General features: G+C 63.7%; 28 protein-coding genes and 1 pseudogene. 16 read left to right on the top strand and 13 right to left on the bottom strand.

Going from position 1 to position 25,565, the window contains the following annotated elements:
• Positions 1 to 10: 10 nt before the first annotated feature.
• The 5 genes from pth (at position 11) to MESS4_RS27625 (ending at position 4,155) form a co-directional block, all read left to right on the top strand.
• On the top strand, positions 11 to 730 hold the full coding sequence (gene pth / locus MESS4_RS27605; protein ID WP_006338524.1) for an aminoacyl-tRNA hydrolase: 720 nt from the start codon (positions 11 to 13) through the stop codon (positions 728 to 730).
• A 95-nt stretch (positions 731 to 825) separates the two neighbouring features.
• On the top strand, positions 826 to 1,929 hold the full coding sequence (gene ychF / locus MESS4_RS27610; RefSeq protein WP_006338525.1) for a redox-regulated ATPase YchF: 1,104 nt from the start codon (positions 826 to 828) through the stop codon (positions 1,927 to 1,929).
• 223 nt (positions 1,930 to 2,152) lie between these two features.
• Entirely contained in the window at positions 2,153 to 3,127 is a 975-nt protein-coding gene (gene corA / locus MESS4_RS27615) for a magnesium/cobalt transporter CorA (RefSeq protein ID WP_006338526.1), read from the top strand.
• Between the two features lie 102 nt (positions 3,128 to 3,229).
• Complete coding sequence (locus tag MESS4_RS27620) at positions 3,230 to 3,691, top strand: MaoC family dehydratase (RefSeq protein ID WP_006338527.1); 462 nt, start codon at positions 3,230 to 3,232, stop codon at positions 3,689 to 3,691.
• Positions 3,688 to 4,155 carry a MaoC family dehydratase gene (locus MESS4_RS27625; RefSeq protein WP_006338528.1) on the top strand — a complete coding sequence of 156 codons (468 nt, stop codon included), beginning with the start codon at positions 3,688 to 3,690 and terminating at the stop codon, positions 4,153 to 4,155. Before MESS4_RS27620 ends, MESS4_RS27625 begins: the two co-directional genes overlap by 4 nt.
• A gap of 175 nt (positions 4,156 to 4,330) precedes the next feature.
• On the opposite strand, the gene MESS4_RS27630 is transcribed toward MESS4_RS27625, so the two are convergent.
• From MESS4_RS27630 to petA, 4 genes are all read right to left on the bottom strand, one after another.
• Positions 4,331 to 4,876, bottom strand: a complete 546-nt coding sequence (locus tag MESS4_RS27630; protein ID WP_006338532.1) for an adenine phosphoribosyltransferase — start codon at positions 4,874 to 4,876, stop codon at positions 4,331 to 4,333.
• Between the two features lie 97 nt (positions 4,877 to 4,973).
• Positions 4,974 to 5,828 (bottom strand): cytochrome c1, encoded by an 855-nt coding sequence (locus MESS4_RS27635; protein ID WP_036242322.1) that lies wholly within the window; start codon positions 5,826 to 5,828, stop codon positions 4,974 to 4,976.
• Between the two features lie 27 nt (positions 5,829 to 5,855).
• Entirely contained in the window at positions 5,856 to 7,157 is a 1,302-nt protein-coding gene (locus MESS4_RS27640) for a cytochrome b N-terminal domain-containing protein (RefSeq protein WP_036242324.1), read from the bottom strand.
• 18 nt (positions 7,158 to 7,175) lie between these two features.
• A complete protein-coding gene (petA, locus tag MESS4_RS27645; RefSeq protein ID WP_006338541.1) occupies positions 7,176 to 7,736 on the bottom strand; it encodes a ubiquinol-cytochrome c reductase iron-sulfur subunit in 561 nt (186 codons plus the stop codon).
• A 259-nt stretch (positions 7,737 to 7,995) separates the two neighbouring features.
• Here petA and MESS4_RS27650 point away from each other — a divergent pair, with 259 nt between their 5' ends.
• The 3 genes and pseudogenes from MESS4_RS27650 to MESS4_RS27660 all read left to right on the top strand — a co-directional run bounded on the left by MESS4_RS27650 (position 7,996) and on the right by MESS4_RS27660 (position 9,054).
• Complete coding sequence (locus MESS4_RS27650; protein WP_006338542.1) at positions 7,996 to 8,289, top strand: type II toxin-antitoxin system Phd/YefM family antitoxin; 294 nt, start codon at positions 7,996 to 7,998, stop codon at positions 8,287 to 8,289.
• A pseudogene (locus MESS4_RS27655) lies at positions 8,289 to 8,703 on the top strand (type II toxin-antitoxin system VapC family toxin). Before MESS4_RS27650 ends, MESS4_RS27655 begins: the two are co-directional and overlap by 1 nt.
• 6 nt (positions 8,704 to 8,709) lie before the next feature.
• On the top strand, positions 8,710 to 9,054 hold the full coding sequence (locus tag MESS4_RS27660; protein ID WP_036242434.1) for a cupin domain-containing protein: 345 nt from the start codon (positions 8,710 to 8,712) through the stop codon (positions 9,052 to 9,054).
• A 64-nt stretch (positions 9,055 to 9,118) separates the two neighbouring features.
• On the opposite strand, the gene MESS4_RS27665 is transcribed toward MESS4_RS27660, so the two are convergent.
• Genes MESS4_RS27665 through MESS4_RS27685 form a run of 5 tightly spaced genes read right to left on the bottom strand, consistent with a single transcriptional unit; the run spans position 9,119 to position 14,310 of the window.
• On the bottom strand, positions 9,119 to 9,430 hold the full coding sequence (locus MESS4_RS27665) for a DUF6665 family protein (protein WP_006338546.1): 312 nt from the start codon (positions 9,428 to 9,430) through the stop codon (positions 9,119 to 9,121).
• Position 9,431: 1 nt separating this feature from the next.
• On the bottom strand, positions 9,432 to 9,899 hold the full coding sequence (locus MESS4_RS27670; RefSeq protein WP_006338547.1) for a GNAT family N-acetyltransferase: 468 nt from the start codon (positions 9,897 to 9,899) through the stop codon (positions 9,432 to 9,434).
• 3 nt (positions 9,900 to 9,902) lie between these two features.
• Entirely contained in the window at positions 9,903 to 11,783 is a 1,881-nt protein-coding gene (locus MESS4_RS27675) for an ABC transporter ATP-binding protein (RefSeq protein WP_006338549.1), read from the bottom strand.
• A 10-nt stretch (positions 11,784 to 11,793) separates the two neighbouring features.
• Complete coding sequence (locus MESS4_RS27680) at positions 11,794 to 13,674, bottom strand: ABC transporter ATP-binding protein (RefSeq protein WP_198292809.1); 1,881 nt, start codon at positions 13,672 to 13,674, stop codon at positions 11,794 to 11,796.
• Positions 13,675 to 13,701: 27 nt separating this feature from the next.
• Positions 13,702 to 14,310 (bottom strand): hypothetical protein, encoded by a 609-nt coding sequence (locus tag MESS4_RS27685; protein WP_006338553.1) that lies wholly within the window; start codon positions 14,308 to 14,310, stop codon positions 13,702 to 13,704.
• A 387-nt stretch (positions 14,311 to 14,697) separates the two neighbouring features.
• Here MESS4_RS27685 and MESS4_RS27690 point away from each other — a divergent pair, with 387 nt between their 5' ends.
• Positions 14,698 to 15,156, top strand: coding sequence for a tRNA (cytidine(34)-2'-O)-methyltransferase (locus MESS4_RS27690; protein ID WP_006338555.1), 459 nt, complete (start codon positions 14,698 to 14,700; stop codon positions 15,154 to 15,156).
• Positions 15,157 to 15,317: 161 nt separating this feature from the next.
• A complete protein-coding gene (gene soxR / locus MESS4_RS27695; RefSeq protein ID WP_006338556.1) occupies positions 15,318 to 15,764 on the top strand; it encodes a redox-sensitive transcriptional activator SoxR in 447 nt (148 codons plus the stop codon).
• Here soxR and MESS4_RS27700 read toward each other — a convergent pair.
• On the bottom strand, positions 15,761 to 16,018 hold the full coding sequence (locus MESS4_RS27700; protein WP_006202578.1) for a hypothetical protein: 258 nt from the start codon (positions 16,016 to 16,018) through the stop codon (positions 15,761 to 15,763). The two genes, soxR and MESS4_RS27700, sit on opposite strands and share 4 nt — an antisense overlap.
• Before the next feature lie 111 nt (positions 16,019 to 16,129).
• Here MESS4_RS27700 and hemF point away from each other — a divergent pair, with 111 nt between their 5' ends.
• From hemF to MESS4_RS27715, 3 genes are all read left to right on the top strand, one after another.
• The gene (gene hemF / locus MESS4_RS27705) at positions 16,130 to 17,044 is read left to right on the top strand and encodes an oxygen-dependent coproporphyrinogen oxidase (RefSeq protein WP_006338557.1); all 915 of its coding nucleotides are present in this window, start codon (positions 16,130 to 16,132) and stop codon (positions 17,042 to 17,044) included.
• Positions 17,045 to 17,293: 249 nt separating this feature from the next.
• Positions 17,294 to 17,554 (top strand): DUF1344 domain-containing protein, encoded by a 261-nt coding sequence (locus MESS4_RS27710; RefSeq protein ID WP_006338558.1) that lies wholly within the window; start codon positions 17,294 to 17,296, stop codon positions 17,552 to 17,554.
• Positions 17,555 to 17,844: 290 nt separating this feature from the next.
• A complete protein-coding gene (locus MESS4_RS27715) occupies positions 17,845 to 18,030 on the top strand; it encodes a DUF1059 domain-containing protein (RefSeq protein ID WP_006338559.1) in 186 nt (61 codons plus the stop codon).
• A gap of 79 nt (positions 18,031 to 18,109) precedes the next feature.
• Here MESS4_RS27715 and MESS4_RS27720 read toward each other — a convergent pair whose 3' ends face one another.
• The 3 genes from MESS4_RS27720 to MESS4_RS27730 are packed head-to-tail and all read right to left on the bottom strand — an operon-like array spanning position 18,110 to position 20,650.
• Positions 18,110 to 19,378, bottom strand: coding sequence for a CCA tRNA nucleotidyltransferase (locus MESS4_RS27720; protein ID WP_006338560.1), 1,269 nt, complete (start codon positions 19,376 to 19,378; stop codon positions 18,110 to 18,112).
• Positions 19,375 to 20,007, bottom strand: coding sequence for a CoA pyrophosphatase (locus tag MESS4_RS27725; RefSeq protein WP_036242441.1), 633 nt, complete (start codon positions 20,005 to 20,007; stop codon positions 19,375 to 19,377). Before MESS4_RS27725 ends, MESS4_RS27720 begins: the two co-directional genes overlap by 4 nt.
• A gap of 13 nt (positions 20,008 to 20,020) precedes the next feature.
• Entirely contained in the window at positions 20,021 to 20,650 is a 630-nt protein-coding gene (locus MESS4_RS27730; RefSeq protein WP_036242327.1) for a DUF1285 domain-containing protein, read from the bottom strand.
• A gap of 147 nt (positions 20,651 to 20,797) precedes the next feature.
• Between MESS4_RS27730 and MESS4_RS27735 the strand changes: the two genes are divergently transcribed.
• Genes MESS4_RS27735 through MESS4_RS27745 form a run of 3 tightly spaced genes read left to right on the top strand, consistent with a single transcriptional unit; the run spans position 20,798 to position 25,562 of the window.
• The gene (locus tag MESS4_RS27735) at positions 20,798 to 21,802 is read left to right on the top strand and encodes a MoxR family ATPase (RefSeq protein ID WP_006338565.1); all 1,005 of its coding nucleotides are present in this window, start codon (positions 20,798 to 20,800) and stop codon (positions 21,800 to 21,802) included.
• Entirely contained in the window at positions 21,802 to 22,743 is a 942-nt protein-coding gene (locus MESS4_RS27740) for a DUF58 domain-containing protein (RefSeq protein WP_006338567.1), read from the top strand. Before MESS4_RS27735 ends, MESS4_RS27740 begins: the two co-directional genes overlap by 1 nt.
• On the top strand, positions 22,740 to 25,562 hold the full coding sequence (locus MESS4_RS27745; RefSeq protein WP_006338569.1) for a DUF4159 domain-containing protein: 2,823 nt from the start codon (positions 22,740 to 22,742) through the stop codon (positions 25,560 to 25,562). Before MESS4_RS27740 ends, MESS4_RS27745 begins: the two co-directional genes overlap by 4 nt.
• Positions 25,563 to 25,565 lie beyond the last annotated feature (3 nt).

Genomic DNA, 25,565 nt, shown 5'->3' on the forward strand with positions numbered 1-25,565 from the left:
GGAGGTGACGATGCTGCTGTTTGCAGGCCTCGGCAATCCGGGCGCGAAATACGCTGACAACCGGCACAATGTCGGTTTCATGGCGGCGGACGCGATTGCCCGCCGCCATTCCTTTTCGCCCTGGTCGAAGAAATTCCAGGGCCTGATTTCCGAAGGCACGCTTGGCGGCGAAAAGATCCTCCTGATCAAGCCGCAGACCTTCATGAACCTGTCCGGCCAGGCGGTCGGCGAAGCGCTGCGCTTCTACAAGCTAGCCCCGTCGGCACTTACCGTCTTCTACGACGAGATCGACCTTGCCGATGGCAGGCTCCGCGTCAAGACCGGCGGCGGCGCGGGCGGCCACAACGGCATCCGTTCGATCGACGAGCATGTCGGCAACGCCTATCGCCGCGTGCGCATCGGCGTCGGCCATCCCGGCGTCAAGGACCTCGTCCACAATCATGTGCTGGGCGATTTCGCCAAGGCCGACCGCGAGTGGCTGGAGCCGCTGCTCGACGCCGTTGCCGACAATGCAGAGATGATCGTCAGGGGTGACGAGCCCGGCTTCATGAACAAGATCAGCGTTGCCGTCCAGGGCAAGACAGCGCCCGAAAAAGCCGGACCGAAGCAGGAAGGCCCGAAACAGCAGAGCCACATCCGCCAGGCGAGGCCGCAGCAGCCGGCGGTCAAGCCGCCGCAAACCGGCCCGATGGCCGCCATGCTGAAGAAGCTCTTCGGCGGCAAGGACTGAGCTTTGGCACGATCAAGTCCGAAGGGCTTGACGTTCGTCACCCCTATCGCCCATAGCCCTCATCAAATTTCGATTTCCCGATAGGACCGGACAAAATGGGTTTCAAATGCGGCATCGTTGGCTTGCCCAACGTTGGCAAGTCGACGCTTTTCAACGCGCTGACCAGGACGGCGGCGGCGCAGGCGGCCAATTATCCGTTCTGCACCATCGAACCGAACACCGGCGAGGTGGCGGTGCCCGATCCGCGCCTGCAGAAGATCGCCTCAATCGCCAAGTCGAAGGAGATCATCCCGACCCGCATCTCCTTCGTCGACATCGCAGGCCTGGTGCGCGGCGCCTCCAAGGGCGAAGGACTGGGCAACCAGTTCCTCGCCAACATCCGCGAGGTCGACGCCATCGTCCATGTGCTGCGCTGCTTCGAGGATGACGACATCACCCATGTCGAGGGCCGCATCGACCCGGTCGCCGACGCCGAGACGGTCGAAACCGAACTGATGCTCGCCGACCTCGACAGCCTCGAACGCCGCATCGTGCAATTCCGCAAGCGCGCGTCCGGCAAGGACAAGGAAGCGACCACCGTGCTGCCGATGATGGAGGCAGCGCTCGAACTGCTGCAGGCCGGCAAGCCGACCCGCATCCTGCTCAACGGCATCTCGGCGGAAGACCTGCGCATCCTGCAGGGGCTGAACCTCTTGACGTCGCACCCCGTGCTCTATGTCTGCAATGTCGCCGAGGCCGATGCCGCCACCGGCAACGAGCACACCAGGGCCGTGGAAAAGATGGCTGCGGCACAAGGCGCCCGCACGGTCATCATCTCGGCCGCGATCGAGGCCGAGGTTGCCCAACTGAGCGACGAGGAGGAGATGGAATTCCTCTCCTCGCTCGGGCTCGATGAGCCAGGCCTGAACAAGGTCATCCGCGCCGGCTACGAGCTGTTGCAGCTGATCACCTATTTCACCGCCGGGCCGAAGGAGACGCGCGCCTGGACCGTGCACAAGGGCGCCAAGGCGCCGCAGGCGGCCGGCGTCATCCACACCGATTTCGAACGCGGCTTCATCCGCGCCCAGACCATCGCCTACAACGACTTCGTCACGCTGGGCGGCGAAGTGGCGGCCAAGGAAGCCGGCAAGGCCCGCGACGAAGGCAAGGAGTATGTCGTCCAGGACGGCGACGTGCTGCTGTTCAAGTTCAACACCTGAGCCGGCAAACGGTCTCGCGGCTACTGGCCCGACGGCGGCCGATCACGGCTTCGTGCAGGTTGGAGAGAAGCCGTTTCGCGCCGCTTGACTACCCCTGGCACCCGGTCTAAGGGGCGTCTGCATGCGGCCCGCGCTCCCCATCGGAGTGCCCGTGCCGGGCAATCAGAAATGACGCGTCGCTATCGAACGAAACCTCTTTGGCTTGAGCAAGGGAGACCCCGCGATGATCAAGGCATTCGTCGTCGACAATGATCGCCTGCGCGTCATCGACGATCTGCTGGCAAACGGCGACAGGGTCGTCTGGGCCGATCTTCTGAACCCGACAAAGGAAGAAGAGGCGACGATCGATACCTGGCTCGGCGTTGCCATTCCGACGCGCGAGGAGATGGAGGAGATCGAGATTTCGAGCCGCCTCTATATCGAGGACGGCGCCTATTTCATGACCGCCACGCTGCCCGCCCAGACCGAGGCCGACGATCCCCTGATGTCGCCGGTCACCTTCGTGCTGGCCGGCAGCAGGCTGGTCACCGTGCGCTATCACGAACCGAAGGCCTTCACGACCTTTCCGCTGCGCGCCGAGAAGGTGGCGACCGGCTGCAACAGCAGCGACACCATCCTGATCGGCCTGCTGGAGGCGATCGTCGACCGCCTCGCCGACATTCTGGAGCGAGCCGGCCGCGACATCGAGGCGATCTCGCGCGACATCTTCGAGGCAAGGTCCACCAAGGTTTCCAAGCGCAACCGCGACTTCCAGGAGTTGCTGAAGGCCATCGGCCGCAAGGAGGACATCGCCTCCTCGGTCCGCGACAGCCTGATCTCGCTGCAGCGCCTCGCCGGCTTCCTCGCCCATGCCTCGACGCAGACCAGGATGAGCAAGGACATCCGCGCGCGCATCAAGACCTTGTCGCGCGACGTGCTTTCGCTGGCCGACCACGCCACCTTCCTGTCGCAGAAGATCAGCTTCCTGCTCGACGCGACGCTCGGCATGATCTCGATCGAGCAGAACGCCATCATCAAGATCTTCTCCGTCGCCGCCGTCATCTTCCTGCCGCCGACGCTGGTCGCTTCGATCTACGGCATGAATTTCAATGTCATGCCCGAACTGGCCTGGAACTTCGGCTATCCCTTCGCCATCGGCTTGATGACCCTGTCGGCGATCCTGCCCTTCTGGTATTTCCGCCGCCGCGGCTGGCTCTGAGCAAGGCGTGGCTCACTAGAAATCACTTGACCAAAATCCGTCCGGCCTGCATCCGGGAACGCCGATCCGTGGATCGTACAATCTTGAACCGGACTTCAGACCATGACCGGAAAGACCTGGGCCTATGAGGATTTCACCGAGGGCGCGTCGCTCGACCTCGGCACCAAGCTGGTAAGCGCTGCCGAGATCATCGAATTCGCCACCGAATTCGATGCGCAGCCGATGCATCTCGACGAGGCGGCGGGCAAGGCCAGCATCCTCGGCGGCCTGGCGGCCTCCGGCTGGCACACCTGCGCGATGTTCATGCGCATGTTGTGTGACGCCTTCCTGCTCGATTCGACCTGCCAGGGCGCTCCCGGGGTGGACCAGGTCCGGTGGAAGAAGCCGGTGCTGGCCGGCGACATTTTGAGCGGCAGCACCACCGTCCTTGCCAAGCGCCTGTCCAGGTCAAAACCACAACTCGGCTTCGTCACCATGCGTTCCGAACTGTTCAACCAGCGCGGCGAAAGCGTCTTCGATCTCGAGAACACCGCTATGTTCCTCACCCGTGAGGCCGTCGCGTGACCCTCGACGAGTTTTTCTGCATCGGCACCACCGTCAAGCTCGGCTCGCACAAGTTCGAGGCAGATGCGATCAAGGCCTTCGCCCGGAAATACGATCCGCAAATTTTCCATCTCGACGAGGAGGCGGCAAGGAACAGCGTGCTTGGCGGGCTGTGCGCATCGGGTTGGCACACCGCCGCCACCTGGATGAAACTGAACCTCGAAACCCTGATGGTGACCGAGGGTGATTGGACCGGCCCCGGGCCCTTACCCGAATTCGGCCCCTCGCCCGGCTTCAAGAACCTCAAATGGCTGAAGCCCGTCCATGCCGGCGAAACCGTGACCTTCACCCGCACGGCGCTCGGCCATCGTCCGATGGTCTCGCGGCCGGGCTGGCGGCTGCTCTCGCTGCGTTCGGAGGCCTTCGATTCGACCGGCGACAAGGTCCTCGAGTTCGACAGCGCGGTGCTGGTGAAGGTGGGGTGAGCAGAGTTCTTTCCTTCTCCCCTCGTGGGAGAAGGTGGCCGAGCGAAGCTCGGTCGGATGAGGGGTGCTGGACGGATCGCCAACGTCGAATTTCTTCCAACACCCCTCTTCCGTCTCGGCGCTACGCGCCGATCCACCTTCTCCCACAAGGGGGAGAAGGAAAGAGCTGCCGCCCTCAATGCCCCTCAAACCCGATCAGCGTTCTGACCGGCACGCCGAGCGCTTCGAGCTTCTGGCGGCCGCCGAGGTCCGGCAGGTCGATGACGAAGCAGGCGGCGAGAATGTCGGCGCCGATCTGCCTGAGCAGCTTGACCGCCGCTTCCGCCGTGCCGCCGGTGGCGATCAGGTCGTCGACGAGGATCACCTTCTCGCCTGGCGACACACCGTCCCTGTGCATCTCCATCTCGTCCAGCCCGTATTCGAGGCTGTAGGCGACGCGCACCGTCTCGAAAGGCAGCTTGCCCTTCTTGCGGATCGGCACGAAGCCGGCCGAGAGCTGATGGGCGACCGCCCCACCCAGGATGAAGCCGCGCGCCTCGATGCCGGCGATCTTGTCGATCTTCTGGCCGGCATAGGGATGTACAAGCTCGTCGATGGCGCGGCGGAAGGCGCGCGCATTGCCGAGCAGCGTGGTGATGTCACGAAACAATATGCCCGGCTTGGGATAGTCGGGAATGGTGCGGATGGCAGAGAGCAGCGTCTCTTCGAGCGAAGGTCTCATGAGGCGGAGGTTCCGTTGCCGTACAGTTTTGCCGGTAAGCAGCCGAAAAGGAAAGGGCGCCTTGTTGGCGCCCTCGTATTTTCGATGCCTGCACCGCTCAGTGCGCCACGCCGGCCCACACCTTGCGCTTGGTCAGGTAGACCAGCGCGCCAAACAGCAGCAGGAAAACCAGCACGCGAAAGCCCATCTTCTTGCGGTCTTCCAGATGCGGCTCGGCCGCCCACATCAGGAAGGCCGAAACGTCGCGGGAATACTGATCGACCGTCTGCGGCGAGCCGTCATCATAGGTCACCTGGTCGTCGGAGAGCGGCTTGGGCATCTTCAGCGACACGCCGGACAAGAAGTACGGATTGTAGTGCGTGCCTTCCGGTATCACCATGCCTGCCGGCGGCTGCTCGTCATAGCCGGTCAGCAGCGAGTGGATGTAGTCGGGACCGCCCTGGGCATATTGCGTGAAGATGTCGAAGACGAACTGCGGAAAACCGCGCACGACGCCGCGCGCCTTGGCCAGCAGCGACATGTCGGGCGGGGCAGCGCCGCCATTGGCTGCGGCGGCGGCTTCCTCGTTGGGGAACGGCGACGGAAAATAGTCGGACGGCTTGCCGGGGCGATCGAACATGTCGCCGGCATCGTTGGGACCGTCATTGATCGTGTATCCGGCCGACAGCGTCTTGATCTGCGCTTCCGAATAGCCAAGATCTTCCAGCGTGCGGAACGCCACCAAATTCATCGAATGGCAGGCCGCGCAGACTTCCTTGTAGACCTTCAGCCCACGCTGCAGCTGGGCCTTGTCGTAGGTGCCGAACGGCCCGGCGAAGCTCCAGTCCATCTCCTTCGGGTCCTTGATCGGGAGATGCGTCGGTGCTGCCGCACTGTTTTCTTCCTCGGCGACGGCCGCGGTGCCCGCGACCAACAGGCCGAGCAACGCCAGCGAGGTGAGAATCTTCTTCATGCCAAATCCCCTTAGATTCTCAGCCGCTCAGCCCTTGGTTTCCGGCGCGGCCGTAGCCCCCGCAGGATGGTGACCGGCACCCTTGTTCTTCTCGAGCACCGCCTCGGTAATCGAATTCGGCAAGCGCCGCGGCGTCTCGATCAGGCCGAGCACGGGGAGCGCAATCAGGAAGAAGGCGAAGTAGAACAGGGTTGCCATCTGCGCCATCAGCACGAAGCTGCCTTCCGCCGGCTGCGAACCCAGCCAGCCCAGGAAGATGGCATTTGCGGCGAACAGCCAGAAGAACAGCTTGTACCAGGGCCGGTAGACCGCCGAGCGTACCTTCGAGGTGTCGAGCCACGGCACCAGGAACAGCATGACGATGGCGCCGAACATGCAAAGCACGCCGCCGAGCTTGGCGTCGATCGGCCCGACATTGAAGGTGATGGCGCGCAGGATCGCGTAGAACGGCAGGAAATACCATTCCGGCACGATGTGGGCGGGCGTCTTCAGCGGGTTGGCGACAACGTAGTTGTCGGGGTGTCCGAGATAATTCGGCATGTAGAAGACGAAATAGGCGAAGAAGAACAGGAACACGATCATGCCAAACGCGTCCTTGATGGTCGCGTAAGGAGTGAAGGCGACGGTGTCGGTCTTCGACTTGACCTCGATGCCGGTCGGGTTCGACTGGCCGACCACATGCAGCGCCCAGACATGCAGCACGACGACACCGGCGATCATGAACGGCAGAAGGTAGTGCAGCGCAAAGAAACGGTTCAGCGTCGGGTTGTCGACGGCGAAGCCGCCGAGCAAAAGCTGCTGGATCCAGTCTCCGACCAGCGGAATGGCGGTGAAGAAGTTGGTGATGACGGTGGCGCCCCAGAAGCTCATCTGGCCCCAGGGCAGCACATAGCCCATGAAGCCCGTCGCCATCATCAACAGGTAGATGATGCAGCCGAGAATCCACAGCAACTCGCGCGGCGCCTTGTAGGAGCCGTAATAGAGACCGCGGAAGATGTGGATGTAGACGGCGACGAAGAAGAACGACGCGCCGTTCGAATGCAGGTAGCGCAACAGCCAGCCCGAATTCACGTCGCGCATGATCTTCTCGACCGAACCGAAAGCGAGAGTGCTGTCCGCCGTGTAGTGCATGGCCAGCACGATGCCGGTCAGGATCTGCGCCACCAGCATGATCGACAGGATGCCGCCGAAGGTCCAGGCATAATTGAGGTTGCGCGGCACCGGATAGGCGATGAAGCTGTCATAGACCAGCCGCGGCAGCGGCATGCGGGCGTCGAACCAGCGTTCGATACCGGTCTTGGGCGTATAGGTCGAGTGTCCCTCGCTCATCGAAATGTCCCCTAGCCCTCAGCCGATACGGATCTTGGTGTCGGAAATGAACTGGAATACCGGCACCGCCATGTTCTCCGGCGCCGGCCCCTTCCGGATACGGCCGGCGGTGTCGTATACCGAACCGTGGCAGGGGCAGAACCAGCCGCCGAACTCGCCTTCCTGGCCGAGCGGAATGCAGCCGAGATGGGTGCAGACCTGGACCATCACCATCCAGGCTTCCTTGCCCGGCGTGGTGCGGTTGGCGTCGGTTGCCGGCGCGTCTGACGGCAGGTTGGCGTTGCGGGCGATCGGATCCTTGAGGTCGGCCAGATTGACCGCCTCGCCGTCCTTCATCTCCTGTTCGGTGCGGTTGCGCACGACGACCGGCTTGCCGCGCCATTTGACGACGAGCGACATTCCCGGGGTCAGCGAGGCGACGTCGACCTCGACAGAGGCCAGCGCCAGCGTCGAGGCGTCCGGGCGCATCTGGTCGATGAACGGCCATGCGACGGCGCCCGCGCCGACCACCGCGGCCATGCCGGTGGCAACGTAGAGAAAATCGCGACGATTGGGATCGTGGATGTCGGTTGCGCTCACGGGTGCCTGATCCTTTCGCCTCTTCCGTGCCGGTGGCCGAGCCTTGCTCCCCGCTCGTTTGCGCCAACCCGACAGCGCATGGCGAACAGGCTAGCGAATTCCTCCGGCATTTGGAGTTCGGTTTATGCGTGAAGCCCGTTTTTGTCCAGACGGGTGAAGGCACAAGGGCAGATTGTCGCGGGCGTCCCGCGCAGACATGAATTTGACCCACGAACACGAATGTAGCAATATGTCTACATCTTCTCGACAAAGCTGGCGAATGAACATCAGGGCGAAGACGATCACCACCATATCGAGCCGTGAATTCAATCAGGATACGGCTCGCGCCAAGCGCGCCGCCAGGAATGGCCCGGTCTTCATCACCGATCGCGGCAAACCTTCCCATGTGCTGATGTCGATGGAGGAATATGAGAAATTGAAAAGCCATCGAGGCAGGCCGGAAAAATTCAGAAGCCTTGCGGACCTTCTGGCGGACGATCGGCCTGAAGCGGATTTTGATTTCGACATCCCGGAATTCAAGAGCGTGTCCCTGCGGCCTCCCGAGTTCGACTGATGTATTTACTCGACACGAATGTCATCTCCGAACTCAGGCGAAGAGACCGGTGCGACCCGAAGGTTCGCGTCTGGGCAGAGAGTCGAAATCCTGCTGAGTTTCATGTTTCGGCCATCAGCATTCTCGAGGCTCAGATCGGCGCGCTGAGAGCAGAACGAAAAGACATAAGGAAAGCAGCCGTCCTGCGCGCTTGGATCGACGGAATGGTTGCCGAGATCGCAGAGCGCATACTCCCCGTGGATCTTGCTGCTGCGCTGCGCGCCTCTCCACGTTCCGGATCCCCGGCCTGACCGCGACGCCTATATCGCTGCCACCGCGCTCGTCAACAACATGACGATCGTGACCCGCAATACGAAGGATTTCGAAGGCACAGGAGTAAAACTGTTCAATCCCTGGATACCTGTGACAGGTTAGATGACCATGGCGCATATCATCGAACGCGACATATGGGCCAAAGCGCCCGACCACTGGCAAGGCGAGCTGGAGTGTGGTGCCTACGGCTCCAACAGCTGCCTGATCTTCAACTATCTGCCCGGCATCGGCGGCGGCCCGCGCCTGCACCAGCATCCCTACAGCGAGATCTTCATCATCCGCGCCGGCACCGGCCTGTTCACCGTCGGCGATCAGGAAATCGAGACCACCGCCGGCCAGATCCTGATCGTACCGCCCAACACGCCGCGCAAATTCACCAATCTGGGACCTGGCCCGCTGGAAACCGCCGACATCCACGAGAACGGCAGTTTCGTCACCGAATGGCTTGAGTAGACCATGATCCCGAAAAGTGGAAACCGGTTTTCGGAAAAGATCATGGACAAACAAAAAGATAAGTCTATTTCGCGCCGAGTCTGACCAGGACCGCCCTGGGAATATCGTATTCGCGGATCACCGCGTCGTGCCTGAGCAGGCCGCACAGTTCGCGCTGGATGAAATAGCCGTGGACGGCCTCGGCCGCTTCCTTGAGCAGCCGGGGCCGATGCTCGTCGCCACCGTTTTCGCGCAATCTCGCCAGCGTTTCCTCGACGCGCTGGCCGGCGCGGCCGAGTGCTGCCGCCTTCTCGGCGAGGATTTCATGGCCGAGCGCGTCAAAGGCCGCCTCCGCGAACGACGTGCCGGCAAGATGAGATGGTGGTCGCAGCGACATCTCAGCCTCCTGTTCCAAATGCCACACGATGGGTGACGAATTCTTCGCCCTCCATCCGCTTGAAGCCAAGCCCTTCGTAGAAGCCAAAGGCCTCTTTCGGGGCGCGGGTGTTCAGCACGGCGAAATAGTCACGCGCCCTGTCGATAACGGTCTCGACCAGCATTCTGCCAACGCCCTTGCGGCGATGAGGCGCGCTGACGAACAGATGCCGGACCCGCCCCTGGCCCCTGTCGTCGAAATAGGGATCGATGTTCAGCCCACAGACTCCGACAAGCTCATCGCCGTGCCAGGCTCCGAACAAGACCTCGCCCCGCTTGCGGAAAATGTTGCGACCACTCGCCCAGCCGTCCGCCAGCCGCACCAGCATCCAATAACCTTCCTGCCGGCTCTCTTCCTTCAGCCTATCGAAGCCCTGTGCGGTCGGCCGAAGCCGCTTGAGCACATAGCCGGTCGCCGCCGATCCGCCCATGCCCTACTCCGCTGGTCTCGTCTCTTCCAGCGCGCTCTCCTCGTTGAACAGGAATCCGCCGGACTGCCGCTTCCACAGCCGCGCATAGAGCCCGTCGAGCGCCACCAGCTCGTCATGCGTGCCTTGTTCTATGATGCGGCCGCCATCGAGCACCACAAGCCGATCCAGCGCGGCGATGGTCGACAGCCGGTGCGCGATGGCAATGACAGTCTTGTTTTCCATCAGCCTTGCCAGATTCTCCTGGATGGCCGCCTCGATGTCGGAATCGAGCGCCGACGTCGCCTCATCGAGGATCAGGATCGGCGCGTCCTTGAGGAAGACGCGGGCAATCGCCACGCGCTGGCGCTGGCCGCCCGACAGCTTGACGCCGCGCTCGCCGACGAAGGCCTCGTAGCCCTGGCGATCGCGATTGTCGCGCAAGCCGAGGATGAACTCATGCGCCTCGGCCTTCTTCGCCGCGGCGATCACTTGCGTATTGGTCGCGTCAGGCATGCCGAGCTTGATGTTGTCGCGCAGCGAGCGGTGGAACAGTGCTGTATCCTGGCTGACGACGCCAATGTTGGCGCGCAGCGAGTTCTGCGTGACCTTGGCAACGTCCTGACCGTCTATGGTGATCTTCCCGCCTTCGAGGTCGTAGAGCCGCAGGATCAAATTGGCGAGCGTCGTCTTGCCGGCGCCGGACGGCCCGACCAGCCCGACCTTTTCGCCCGGCCGCACGATGAGATCGATGCCGTTGAGCACGCCGAACCCCTTGCCGTAGTGGAATTCGACGTTTTTCACGTCGATCCGTCCGCCGGCCACGACAAGCTCTTTCGCGTCCGGCGCATCGGTCAGGCCGAGCGGCTGCGAGATCAGCGCCTTGGAGTTCTCCAGCACGCCGAGGTTTCGCAATATGCCATTGAGCTGCATCATCAGCCGTCCGAGCAGCATGTTGAGCCGCAAGACCAGCGACAGCGTGAAGGCAACGGCGCCGACGGTGATCGAGCCTTCGACCCAGAGGTAGACGGCAAAACAGCCGATCGCCGTGATCATGATGCCCGACAGCGTGGTGAGCGCCATGCGCACGCCGGTCAGCCGGCGGGTGAACGGGCGAAGCGCGTCGAGATAGATGTCGAAGCCGTTCCTGATATAGCGGTCGTCGCCATCGGCGGAGAACAGTTTCAGGGTCTGCACGTTCGAATAGGAATCGACGATGCGGCCGTTGATCATCGAGCCGGCTTCGGCGGTCTCCTCGGCATGCTTGCGGATCGCCGGCACATAGAGTTTGGCCAGGAAGCCAAAGGCCATGATCCAGATCACCACCAGGGCCGCCAGCCTCAGATCGAGGCCGGCGACCAGCGCCAGCGTCGTCACCGTATAGACGATCATGAACCAGACGACCTCGATGAAGCTTTCCATCAGGTCGCCGGTCGCCTGCCCCGCCTGCCAGACTTTGGTCGCGATGCGGCCGGCGAAATCGTTCTGGAAGAAGGCGTATGACTGACGCGAGATATGGCGGTGCGCCTGCCAGCGCACCAGATTGTAGAAGCCCGGCGTGATCGTCTGCTCGTCCACCAGCGCCGACAGGCCGACGACGATGGTGCGGATGACCAGAACCACGACGGCCATGAAGACAAGTTCGGGGCCGGCGGCAGTCCACAGAGCGTGCCAGTTGCGCTCGGGGAGCTGGTCGAGGATGTCGACCAGCCGCCCGACGAAGTAGAACAGTCCGGCCTCGACCAGCGGTGCGATGCCGCCGATGACCAGCATGGCGAAGAAGGCGAATTTCGCCTGCCCGACATAGTGCCAGAGGAAGCCGCCGACGCTGAGGGGTGGCCGAAGATTCGCGGGCTCCCGGAACGGATAGACCCAGTTCTCGAACCAGCGATAGACGGCTGTCATCATTCGGCGGCCATCATTCTGCGGCTTGACCCTTGGCAAGTGCGTCATTGGCGGCGTCGGCTGGGCCGTCTTCGAGCAGGAAGCCGCCCGACTGGCGCTGCCAGAGCTGCGCATAGAGCCCGCCGCTGGCGACGAGCTCCTCGTGCGAACCTTCCTCGATGACCCTGCCCTTGTCCATCACCACCAACCTGTCCATCGCCGCGATGGTCGACAGCCGGTGGGCAATGGCGATGACAGTCTTGCCCTGCATAAGCTTGTAGAGATTCTCCTGGATGGCCGCCTCGGCCTCTGAATCGAGTGCCGACGTCGCTTCGTCAAGGATAAGAATCGGCGCGTCCTTCAACATAACGCGAGCAATGGCGATGCGTTGCCGCTGGCCGCCGGACAATTTGACGCCGCGGTCGCCGACATGGGCGTCGAAACCCTTGCGGTCTTCCGCATCCAGGAGCCCGGCGATGAACTCCAGCGCCTCGGCGCGGCGTGCCGCCTCGATCAGCATCTCCTCGCTGGCATCGGGCCGTCCGTAGAGGATGTTCTCGCGCACCGAACGATGCAGCAGCGAGGTGTCCTGCGTGACCATGCCGATCTGGGCACGCAGCGAATCCTGCGTCACCGAGGCGATTTCCTGGCCGTCGATCAGGATCTTTCCGCTTTCCAGGTCGTAGAAGCGCAGGAGAAGATTGACCAGCGTCGACTTGCCGGCGCCCGAACGGCCGACGATGCCGACCTTTTCGCCCGGCTTAACCGTCAGCGACAGGCTCTCGATCACGCCCTTCTGCTTGCCATAGTGGAAGCGGATGTCCTCGAAACGGATCTCGCCCTTGGTGACCGCAATGTCCTTGGCATCAGGCTTGTCTTCGACGAGGCGCGGCAGCGAGATCGAACCGATGCCGTCCTGGACCGTGCCGATGTTCTCGAACAGGCCGGACATCTCCCACATGATCCATTGCGACATGCCCCACAGCCTGAGCACCAGGCCGATGACCACGGCGACGGCGCCGATCGTCACCGCCTGGCCGAGCCACAGCCACAGCGAGATCGCGGTGACCGAGAACAGGAGCAGCGAGTTGAGGATGTAGAGCAGGCCGTAGAGTACCGTCACCAGCCGCATCGACCGGTAGACCGTATCTAGAAAACCGGCCATGCCTTCCCTGGCGAAGGTGGCTTCGCGGCGCGCATGCGAGAACAGCTTGACTGTCTGGATGTTGGAGTAGCTGTCGACGACGCGACCGGTCATGGTCGAACGCGCATTGGCCTGCTCCTCGCCGACTTTGCCCAACCTCGGTATGAAGAAGCGCAGCAGCCCGATATAGCCGATGAGCCAGACGACCAGCGGCGCCGCGAGCCGCCAGTCGGCCGAACCGACGATGAACAGAATGCCGAGGAAATAGACGATGATGTAGTTGAGTACGTCGATCAGCTTGATGACGCATTCGCGCACGGCGAGCGCCGTCTGCATCAGCTTGGTCGCGATGCGCCCGGCAAACTCGTCCTGATAGAAGGCCATTGACTGCTTGAGCAAATAGCGATGGACCTGCCAGCGAATGCGCATCGGGTAGTTGCCCATCAGCGTCTGCTGGTTGATGAGCGAATGGAACCAGACCGTCGCCGGCAGGGCGAAGACCACGATGAAGGCCATGCCGGCGAGCTTCCAGCCCTCAGTCTGCAGAAAGGTTTCGCGGTTCTGCCCCGACAGCCAGTCGACGATCCGGCCGAGGAAGCCGAACATCCACACCTCGGCAAGGGCGATGGCCGTCACCAGCACCGCATCGAGAGCGATGTAGGGCCAGGCGCCACGCGTATAGTGCACGCAAAAGGCGATCAGCGTCTTCGGCGGCTCTACCGGTTCGGCGGCAGGGAACGGATCGAGCCTTTTTTCAAACCAGCTAAACATGGCGATGCTCACAAATCTTTCTTCCGCTCACGCGGCACGGGAACGGGTGAAGTCCCCGGAGCGCGTAGCGTCCCCGGAGCGCGTAGCGTCTCCAGACCGCATGGCGTTAAGGACCGACGGCTCGGAATCACCCGGGCCGTCGGTCCTGCTTCGCGCAATATAGGGTGTCGCGGACTTTTCGCCGACAGGCTCGTTTGACGATCCTGACGGCGCGGTGTCAACGACCCGGATCTTCGCGCCTGGCCGGATCAGCCTGATGATCCGGCGCACCAGCGAAGGACGGCTGCGGTCGGGCACGGCGCGCGAGAAGTCGACATCGGGCAGCATGCCGCGATGCGGACGCCGGCGCGTCTCGGCGTGGACCGCCGACGAATAGGTTTCGCCGATCAGCAGCGCCCAGGTCGCCATCTTGCGCTCGTGCAGGCTTCTTGAACCGGGTATTCTATAGGGATCGAACATTGGTCCGTCCTCCATGTGAAGATGCGATAAAAAGGGTGAAGCAAGCTCGACCGGCGGCATTCGGCCAAAGGCACGGATGGCGTCGGCGCGCATTGCGTCGGTCAGGACACGACGGTCAGCGTCGGTCCGGACACGTTCAGGTGGGGCGTCGAGCCCGTTTTGCAGTTTGAAAAACATCGCAGGATTCCTTCGAAAGCCGAAAACTGGGTTCGGCGGGAATCGGTGCGATCAAATCTTAAAGTGTCAGGAAAATCGTCGTACCGAAACCGCCGTGGGGCGTACAAGGCCCCGAGAGGGGTGCTGGATGTGCATATTCATCATGAATTCCCCCCTCCATCGGTTCAGGTTGACAATGAGCGGCGTATACCTGACTTCGCAGAAAATGGCCACCCGGAGGTCCAGGAATTTCCAAAACGGCGAACCCGCTGTGGCCGATCTGCCACTTATTAGCGCGCCGCGCGTCCAGTGGACGCGCAAAGGACGCTCTGACACTTTAGATTGGTGCATGGTCCTTTCCGAAAACCGAAACCGATTTTCGGGGCCATGCACCAGAAAGACGCGGAAATGAACGACCGTCTCCGCATCGCCCTCTACCAGCCTGACATCGCCGGCAATACCGGAACAATCCTGCGCTTCGCCGCTTGCCTCGGGCTTGGCGTCGATATCATCGAACCGGCGGGCTTCCCACTCTCCGACCGCTCGCTGAAACGGGCCGGCATGGACTATCTCGAAATGGCGCGGCTTTCCCGGCATGTCGACTGGCACGCCTTCGAAGACTGGCGCCGAAGCGAAGCGCGGCGGCTGGTGCTGCTGTCGACCAAAGCCGCGCCCGCCTACACCGATTTCGCCTTCGCCGCCGGCGACATACTGCTGTTCGGCCGCGAATCCGCAGGCGTGCCGGATCCTGTCCACGAGGCGGCTGACGCGCGATTGACGATCCCGATGCAGCCCGGCGCGCGCAGTATCAATGTCGCGCTTTCCGTCGCCATGGTGGCCGGCGAAGCGATCCGGCAGCTCCGATAGGATGCGCACGCCGTCGGCGATGACGGCATCCTTCTCGCTGAGAACTGCGCCCTCTCTTGTCATTTTCACCCAGGCGCACATCGCCTTCTCCCGCGGTTTGCATAGCCAGGGTTTCTTGGTTACAAGCTCAACTTAACTTGAGGTCAAGCGGAAAAATTCGAATGGCTCCGGTGACGGAATTGACGGTCGGTCAGGTGGCGGCGCGCAGCGGGGTGGCAGTATCGGCGCTGCATTTCTACGAAGCGCGCGGGCTGATCCGCAGCCACCGCACATCAGGCAACCAGCGGCGCTACGGCCGCGACGTGCTGCGGCGGGTGGCGATCATCAGGATCGCGCAGGAGGTTGGCATCTCGCTGGCCGAGATTGGTGCCGCGCTTCAATCGCTGCCCGAAGGCCGCACGCCGACGCGCGAGGATTGGAATCTGCTTTCAACGGCTTGGCGCGACGGGCTCGATCAGAAGATTAGCCAGCTGAAGAAGCTGCGCGACGGGCTGACCGACTGCATCGGCTGCGGCTGCATGTCGATCGACAAATGCCCGCTGAGGAACAAGGGGGACCGGTTGGCAAGGGAAGGAACAGGGGCGAGGCGGTTGTTGGTCGAGCGCTAATCCGCAGCCGGCAGCCGCCGGATGGTGAATTCGATGACGTCGCCAGGTCGTTCGAACCAGCTTTCGATCTCGGTCCAATAGGCCTGCTTGGGAAAGCGCTCGAACCACTCCTTCGCCTTGAGGCGCGCATCGGAGCGCGGCAGGACGAAGGTCTCGCGCAGGAAGCCGTCGCGTGGCATGCGCTCGCGCTCGGCGCGCGAACGATCGAGCCTTTTCTTCAAGCCATCCAGCGGCGGTCTTGCCGGGGTGCGCATGAAAGAACTCCTAGGGCCTTAACCAGATGACACTTGACCCTTGCCCCTAAGAGATTAGGGATCGCGCCCGGAAAAGACGAGTCATTTGTCGGCTGCAACTGGAGACAGCATTTGGAACGACCTGAAATACCCGTGGGGCTGCCCGCCGACATCGAACAGAAGAAAATGAAGGCCAGGCTTTGGTTCGAGACGCTGCGCGAACGCATCTGCGCCGCCTTCGAGCAGATCGAGCAGGATCTTCAGGGACCGCTGGCCTCATGGTCGCCTGGCCGCTTCGCGAAGACGCCGTGGGAGCGCGACGAAGGCCGCGGCGGTGGCGGCACCATGTCGATGATGCATGGCCGTGTCTTCGAGAAGGTCGGCGTCCACACCTCGACCGTCCATGGCGAGTTCTCGCCGGAATTCAGGAAGCAGATGCCGGGCGCCGAGGAAGACCCCAGCTTCTGGGCGAGCGGCATTTCACTCATCGCCCATCCCTGGAACCCCAACGTGCCCGCCGTGCACATGAACACGCGCATGGTCGTCACCTCGCGCCAATGGTTCGGCGGCGGCGCCGACCTGACGCCGGTGCTCGACCGCCGCCGCGTCCAGGACGATCCCGACACGCTTGCCTTCCACCGGGCCATGCAATTCGCCTGCGAGAAGAACGCCGGCGTCGCCGACCATGTGAAATTCAAGGCCTGGTGCGACGAGTATTTCTACCTGCCGCACCGCAACGAGCCCCGCGGCACCGGCGGCATCTTCTTCGATTGGCTGCATTCGGACGAGGACAAAGGCGGCTGGAACGCCGATTTTAACTTCGTCCAGGATGTCGGACGATCTTTTCTCGTCGTCTACGGACATCTCGTGCGGGCCAACTTCAACGACAACTGGACCGACGGCGACCGCGACGAGCAGCTCATTCGCCGTGGCCGCTACGTCGAATTCAACTTGCTTCACGATCGTGGCACCATCTTCGGACTGAAGACCGGCGGCAATGTCGCCGCGATCCTGTCCAGCCTGCCGCCGGAAGTAAGATGGCCGTAAAATAATGGTGAGCGGGGCGTGAACCGCATTCACGTCCCAATCGCCTGATTTTGGCGGGGAATGTGGCGTGAAGAATATCTTTTTCGTCTAATACACAATTGAAACAATTGGATTATTTGTCGTTTCCGGGCCGGGAAACGCCGGCGGTTCTCTCCTCCTCTGGAACCGCGACCCGACGCGACCGGACGGCCCATGATTGAGTGGGGCACCTGCCCAAACGGGTGCCCTCATTTTCCAGGAGAGCATGCCATGCGCAAGCTTATTATGACGGCTGCGGCTGCCGCCGTTCTCGCCTCTGGTGGGGCCGCGTTCGCCGCGGTCAAACACACCACGGGCACGGTCAAAACCTATGATGGAACGGCCATGAGCCTTGTTCTGGATGACGGAGCTACCTTTACGCTGCCCAAGACCTTCAAGGATCCTGGCCTGAAGGCCGGCGAAAAGGTCCGCGTTTCCTGGGACATGAGCGGCAAGAACAAAATTGCCGAGGCAGTCAAGATCGTGAAGTGATAGCCTGCCCGCTGGAGCAAGACACAGTCTTGTCTCCGAGGTAGCGTAGGAGGGCGGAGCAGCGATGCTCCGCCTTTTTGGCCTCCCGCGCATGCCCCCGAACCACAGGTTCGGAAAGGATCATGCGCAGATGAGGTCCAACGCAACCAAAACCATTCGATTGTGTTATGTTTGCTCGCCACCCGAGGACCGAAATCGGTCTTCGAAAGGATCATGCACTGCTCAAAGGTGCTGGGGCTTTCCGTGCCCAGAGCGAATGCGCGGTGCTCCAAGGAGGAAGGAAAAATCCAATGAAGGAATTTCAATGCGGGTCGCTCGTTCCCGGCTGCGACTGGCACACGCGCGCCGATGAGGAAGCCGAAGTCATGCGCCGCGCCGTCGAGCATATTCGCGAGACGCATGGCGAAACGGTTATCCGCGAGACGATGATCGAGGCGATCCGTTCGCGCATCCAGAAGGTCCGCGACGCGGCCTAGACCATGATCCCGAACCGAAGGCCAGCGTAGCAAAAAGTGGGAACCGGTTTTCGGATAAGATCATGGTTAGAAGGGATAACTAAATCTCAAGCGCCTCAGCGGCGCGCTTCAGCAGCGCGCCGCGGTCGAGCGCAAAGCCGGATTCGATCCATTCCTTTTCGAGGTTTTTCAAGGTTTCGCCGAGTTTCGGTCCCGGCGACGCGCCAAGCGTCGTCAGATCGGCGCCCTTGAGCGGAAAGTCTGGCTTTTGCCATTTTCCGGCGTAGGCAAGCAGGCGCGAAAAGCCACCGGCTTCGAGCAGCGCGTCATTGTCCTCTACCGCACGCACCCTCGCGGAAGCGAGCGACAGCCGCAGACGGTCGACGAAACCTTGACGGTCACCACGGTAGAGTTTCTTGGCGAGCTCCGCTTCGCTGATCTTCGGCTCGACGGCGCCCGTCAGTGCCCAGTGGCGCATGCGCTCCGCCTCGCTGCCGGAGAATTTCAGCCGCTCGGCGAGCGTCTTCATGCGCTGGGCGTCCGGCGGCACGATCGCTTCCAGCCTGAGCAGCGGGTCCGGCGCCCAGCCCAGATCCTTCTCGGCCCTGGTCAGCCCGTGAATGGCGTCGATGCCCCATTTCTCGCTTTCCGGCACGACGCTGGTGAGCACGCTGGCCTGGCGCATCCACAGCAAGGCGCGCGATGGATCCGGCGCCGACAGGAGCTTCTTCAGTTCGGACCAGACGCGCTCGGCCGACAGTTGGCCGAGCCCGTCCTTCAGCCGGGCGCAGGCCTTCAGCCCTTCGGCATCCGGCCGGCCGTCGCCATACCAAGCGAAGAAGCGGAAGAAGCGCAGGATACGCAGATAGTCCTCGCGGATGCGGGCTTCCGGATCGCCGATGAAGCGCAACCGCCGCGCCTCAATGTCGGCAATGCCGCCGACCAGGTCGATAACCGTGCCGTCGGCTTCGACATAGAGCGCGTTGATGGTGAAATCGCGCCGCTCCGCGTCGGCCTTCCAGTCGCGCCCGAACGAAACCTTGGCGTGCCGCCCGTCGGTCTCGATGTCCGCGCGCAAAGTGGTGACTTCATACGGCTTCCCACCGGCAACGACCGTTATGGTGCCGTACTCGATGCCGGTCGGCACCGCCTTGAAGCCCGCCGCTTCGGCCCGGCGGATGGTATCGGCCGGCAGGCAAGTGGTGGCGATGTCGATGTCGGCGGCCGGCTGGCCGATGAGCGTGTTGCGCACCGCGCCGCCAGCGACACGTGCCTCCTCGCCATGATCCGCAAGTACTGCGAGCAGGCACTGCAGGTGCTTATCGCCGAGCCACTCGGCCCTGCCCGTGAGCGACACGCGGCTGCTCACGTATAGAGCCTCTCATAGAGCGTGCGGATGATGCCGGCGGTGACGCCCCAGATGCGTTGGCCGCCATAGGGCATCTCGTAGAAGAACCATTCGAGATCGTTCCACATGCGGCTGTCCCTGGTGTGGTTGGCCGGCTCCATCAGGAAGCGCAGTGGCACTTCGAAGGCGGCGTCGACCTCGTCGGCATTGAGCATCAGTGAAAAGCCGGGCCGCACTATTCCCAGCACCGGGGCGATGCGATAACCGCTGCCGGCGACATAATCCGGCAAGCGGCCGACGATCTCGATGCGGTCCTGGCCGAGCCCGATCTCCTCGAATGTCTCGCGCAGGGCCGCCGCTTCGGGTGTGGGATCGGTCGCATCGATCGTGCCGCCGGGAAACGCCACCTGCCCCGAATGATTGCGCAGCTTCTCGGCGCGCTTGGTCAAAAGGACCGTGGCGTCGCGACCGTGATCGACCACCGGGATCAGCACGGCGGCATCGCGCAGCGTTTTCACGAGCTTCATCCTGGGATGACCGGGGTTGAAGCAATGGTCGCCGAAATCGTCGCCGGCATGGGCTTGCGGCTGTGCCGCGACGCGGGCGCGAAAATCCTCGGCTGAAAAGGGCGTGGGCGTCACCTGGTCCATCATGTGTTGTCCGTCACACGCTCAGCCGATTGAGTTTTTCCGCCGGCATGATCGGGTAGACCGCGCCTTTCGAGCGTACGGCAAACATCCTTCTGCCGTCGATTTCGATCTCCTCGCCATGCTCGACCAGCTCGTACATCACCGGCCGCGCCACCAGCGCCTCCAGCCGCCCGCGCACCAGCACATAGGGTTTCAGGCCGCCGGTCGCGTCCTCGTCGACGAAGCGCAGCGGGTGACCCGGACCGGCCTCGACCACATCGCCGACATTGGTACGGAAGGTGATGGTCTGACCGTCGCCAGTGCCGGAAACATCCATCTCGACGGCGATGAAGGGCGCATCGACGACGCGGATGCCGACCCTCTCCACCGGCGTCACCAGATAGGTCCTGCCGTCCTCATCCTTGCGCAGCACCGAGGAAAACAGCTGCACCAACGGCATACGGCCGATCGGCGTGCCCAGGTAGAACCAGGTCCCGTCCTGCCTAATCTCCATGTCGAGATCGCCGCAGAAGGCCGGATTCCAGCGCTCCACCGGCGCCGGGCCCTTGCCCGCGCGGGCGGCACGCGAGATCAGCGCTTCCAGCCCCCGCGCCTCGGTGGCGGCCGTCAGAGTGTCCTGGCGAAGGTCGGTGTGTTCCGTCATGGTCACGAAATAGTCACTGTTGTTCCGCTTGTCAGCTTAAGTCTGTGATTTAAGTTCAAAGAGGCGCGCCAGGCGAGGCCGAATCGCGGCATTCTGCGGCACTGTAAGGTGCAAGCCGGTATTTCCAACCAGAAGGATCGATGCTGCATGAGCGTGATGATCAAGGAAAGCCCGATCAGCGAAAAGGACATGATCGCCGATGCCGAGAAGGCGCTGGCCGACATTTCCCGGGTTCGCGATGGCGTTGGCCGCGTCATCTTCGGCCAGGAGAGCGTCGTCGAGCGCACGCTGGTGGCGCTTCTGGCCGGCGGCCACGCGCTGCTGGTCGGCGTGCCGGGCCTCGCCAAGACCAAGCTGGTCGAGACGCTGGGCATCGTGCTCGGCCTCGATTCCCGCCGCATCCAGTTCACGCCCGATCTGATGCCGTCCGACATCCTCGGCTCCGAGGTGATGGAGCAGGACGAATTCGGCAAGCGTTCCTTCCGCTTCATCTCAGGGCCGATCTTCGCGCAGCTGCTGATGGCCGACGAGATCAACCGCGCCTCGCCGCGCACCCAGTCGGCGCTGCTGCAGTCGATGCAGGAATACCACGTCACCATCGCCGGCGCCCGCCATGACCTGCCGGCGCCCTTCCACGTGCTGGCGACGCAGAATCCGCTGGAGCAGGAGGGCACCTACCCCCTGCCCGAGGCGCAGCTCGACCGGTTCCTGATGCAGGTCGACATTCTCTATCCTGATATCGAGGCGGAGCGCCGCATCCTGCTGGAGACCACCGGGGTCGAGGACGCGAAGGCTGAGAATGTGCTGCAGCCGGCACGCCTGAAGGAGATCCAGACCCTGATCCGCCGCATGCCGGTGCCGGAAAGCGTCGTCGAGGCGATCCTCAAGCTGGTGCGCTCGGCGCGCCCCGGCCAGGGCAATGCCGAAACCGACAAGCATGTCGCCTGGGGCCCTGGCCCGCGCGCCAGCCAGGCGCTGACGCTGTGCGCCCGCGCCCGTGCGCTCTACGATGGAAGACTGGCGCCGTCGGTCGACGATATCAGAGCGCTGGCAGAGCCGGTGCTGCAGCACCGCATGGCGCTGACCTTCGCCGCCCGTGCCGAGGGCACCACTGTGCGCGACGTGGTGGCGAAACTGGCAAAAGGTATCTGATGGGGCGCATAGGCGAGGTCCAGGCACCGGCAGCGACGCGCGACGCGCTCGCCCGTGGCCGGTTGCGGGCCTCACTGGTGCCGGACCTGCTGGTCGAGGCGCGCCGCATCGTCAACACGGTGATTGCCGGCTGGCATGGCCGCCGCAAGCGCGGCATTGGCGAGAATTTCTGGCAGTTCCGGCCCTATGTCGAAGGCGATTCCTCGCGCATCGACTGGCGCCGCTCGGCCCGCGACGACCACACCTATGTGCGCGACCGCGAATGGGAGGCTGCCCATACGGTGTGGCTTTGGGCCGACCCCTCGCCGTCCATGCTCTACAAATCGACCGGCGCGACCGTCTCGAAGGAATCCCGCGCTCTGGTGCTGGCGCTGGCCATGGCCGAGCTTCTGTCGCGCAGCGGCGAGCGCATCGCCTGGCCGGGCCTGACCGATCCGTTCACCGCCCGCAACGGCGCCGAGCGCATTGCCGCCCAGCTCGCCCATGCTCCCGACCTGCCGGCAAAGCCAGACCTTTCCGGCATTCGCCGCTTTTGCGATATCGTCCTCGTCAGCGATTTCCTCGATCCGGTCGAGGACACCATGGCCTGGCTGGACGTGCTCGCCCGCCACGGCGTGCGCGCCCATCTGATCGAAGTCGCCGACCCGGCCGAAGAGACCTTCCCCTATGCCGGCCGCACCGAATTCACTGATCCCGAGACCGGCGAGAAGCTGACCGCCGGCCGCGCCGAAACGTTGGGCGTTGAGTATCGTCTGCTCTACACCGCCCGCCGCGGGGAATTGGCCGGCTGGTGCAAGCGGCTTGGCTGGAGCTTCACTGTCAACCACACCGACCGCCTCGCCTCCGAGGCGCTGGTGCGCATCCATATGGCGATGACCGCCGGTGGCGGTCATGCCGGGCTGGCCGCCGGTGGTGGCCATGCCGGGAGGATCAGCGCATGAGCTGGCTGCCGCTCTCCTTCGGCGCGCCCATGGTGCTGTGGGGCCTCCTGGCTTTGCCGGTGATCTGGTGGCTGTTGCGGCTCACGCCGCCGAAGCCGCGGACCGAGACCTTCCCACCGCTGAAGATCCTTGCCCGCGTGCTGAAGCGTGAGGAGACGCCGCATCAAAGCCCGTGGTGGCTGACGCTGCTCCGGCTTTTGATGGCGGCCCTGGTCGTCGCGGCACTTGCCGAACCGGTCTTCAATCCGCGCGAAAAACTGCCGGCCGAGGGCGCGGCGCTCGCATTGGTCATCGACAATGACTGGGCCAGTGCCGCCGACTGGGGCAAGCGCGTCGCCACCGCCGAGCGGCTGATCGCCGATGCCGGATCCAATGGCGTGCCGGTCATCATCGCCTTTACCGCCGAAAAGCCGAATGCCGAGATCGGCCCCTTCGACGCCGCCGCCGCGCTCGACCGGCTGCGCGCGGCAAAGCCGCGGCCGATCCCGACCGACCGGCCGGCCGTCTACGCCCGCGTCGCGGCGACCTTGGAGAGCATGCCGGGCGCCAGCGTCGCCGTGCTGGCCGACGGTCTGGCGGCGAAAGGCGACGAGGCCGCCTTCAACACGCTCTTGTCCAGGAACGCCGCCCGTGTCGTCTGGGCCGTCTCCGATCGGCTGACATTGACCGGGCTGACCGGCGCCGACAACCAGGTCGACGGCTTTGCGCTGACCGCCATCCGCGCGCCGGGCGACCCGGCGCCGGCGCAGGTGACCGCCGGCGCTTTCGACGACAAGGGCCGCCGCATCGCCGACGCGACGCTGACCTTCGCGCCGGGCGAGGCCACCGCCACCGGCACGATGGCCGTGCCGTTCGAACTGCGCAACGACTTCGCTTCGATCGCGCTCGACGGCGAGCGCCAGGCCGGCGCCGTGCGCGTGCTCGACGAGAATTCCAAGCGCCGCCGCGTCGGGCTCCTGTCGCAGGCCGAGGCCGATCAGGCGCAGCCGCTTCTGTCGCCGCTCTATTATATCAGGCGCGCGCTGCAGCCCTTCGCCGATCTGGTCGAACCGTCGAGCGCCGACCTTGCCGACGCAATCCCGCAGCTCCTCGACCAGAAGCCGGCGATGATCGTCATGGCCGATATCGGCACCATTCCCGAGCAGGTGCGGCAAAGGCTGGTCGACTGGGTCGACAATGGCGGCACGCTGGTGCGTTTCGCCGGCTCGCGGCTGGCCGCCGCCGGCAATGACGACGACCTGCTGCCGGTCCGCTTGCGCACCGGCGAACGCTCGCTCGGCGGCGCGCTGTCATGGACGACGCCGCAGCCGGTCACCGAATTTCCGAAAACCGGCCCCTTCGCCGACCTCGCGCCGCCCGCCGAAGTCACCGTCACCAGGCAGGTGCTGGCCGAACCGACGCCCGACATCGTCGAGCGCAGCTGGGCCACGCTGGCCGACGGCACGCCGCTGGTAACCGGATTGAAAAAGGGTAAGGGCACGCTGGTCCTGTTCCATGTCACGCCGGAGGCGACGTGGTCGAGCCTGCCGATCTCCGGCAGCTTCGTCGAAATGCTGCGGCGCATCGTGCAGCTGTCGCGCAACCAGGGTGCAGCGGTCGCCAATGCCGAAGCCGCCGCCACCTCGCTGGCGCCCTACCGCATGGTCGCCGCTGATGGCGCGCTGGTGCCGCCGACGCCCGATGCAAGGCCGCTGGTGCCGGGCGCAGGCTCGCTGCCGGTGACGTTCGAGAACCCGCCCGGCCTCTACGGTTCCGAAACCGGCGTCTTCGCCCACAATCTGCTAAATGCCGAAAGCACCTTCGCGCCGCTGGTCCGTCCCGAGATCACCGTGCCGGTCACCACCATCCAGTACGCCTTCGACGAATCGCACGATTTGAAAGGCCCGCTGGTGGCGGCGGCGCTCGCCCTGATGGTGCTCGACACGCTGGCCGTGTTCTGGATGGGCGGCCTGTTCTCGCTCCGGCCGCGCCGTGCCCGGACTGCCGCAACCGCGTCCGCCCTGCTGATTGCGCTCGGCGCCTTGCTCGGCCATGCCGACGTCGCCCGCGCCGACGATGCCAAACCCGGCGACACCCAGGCGATCGAGGACATTTCGAAGACCAGGATCGCCTATGTGCTGACCGGCGAGCCGGGCGTCGATTCGATCAGCCGTGCCGGGCTCGAAGGCCTGACCCGCTTCCTGATCGAGAAGACCGCGCTCGAACCCGGCGCGCCGGCCGGCGTCGACATCGCCAAGGACGAACTATCCTTCTATCCGCTGATCTACTGGCCGATCGACCCCACCGCCCCCATGCCGAGCGAGGCCGCGATCGCCCGCATCGACGCCTATATGCAGCAGGGCGGCACGGTTCTGTTCGACACGCGCGACCAGTTCGCCAATGGTATCGGCGCCGATTCGACGAGCCCGGCGACGGAGCGGTTGCGCGACATCCTCGGCAATCTCAATGTGCCGCCGCTGGAACCGGTGCCGTCGGACCACGTGCTGACCAAATCCTTCTACATCCTGCCCGAGTTTCCCGGCCGTTTCGCTGGCAGCCCGCTCTGGGTCGAAGCCTCGCTCGAAGCCAGCAACACCGAGAACCGCCCGGTGCGCACCGGCGACGGCGTCTCGCCGATCATGATCACCGCCAATGACTTCGCTGGCGCCTGGGCTGCCGACGAGAATGGCGATCCGCTTCTGCCGACCGTGCCGTCGGACCCGATGCAGCGCATCTATGCGCTGCGCGCCGGCGTCAACATCATGATGTATATGCTGACCGGCAACTACAAATCCGATCAGGTGCATGTGCCGGTGCTGCTCGAACGGCTGGGGCAGTAGGCC

It is taken from the genome of Mesorhizobium sp. STM 4661 (genome assembly GCF_000359125.1).
Lineage (GTDB): Bacteria > Pseudomonadota > Alphaproteobacteria > Rhizobiales > Rhizobiaceae > Mesorhizobium.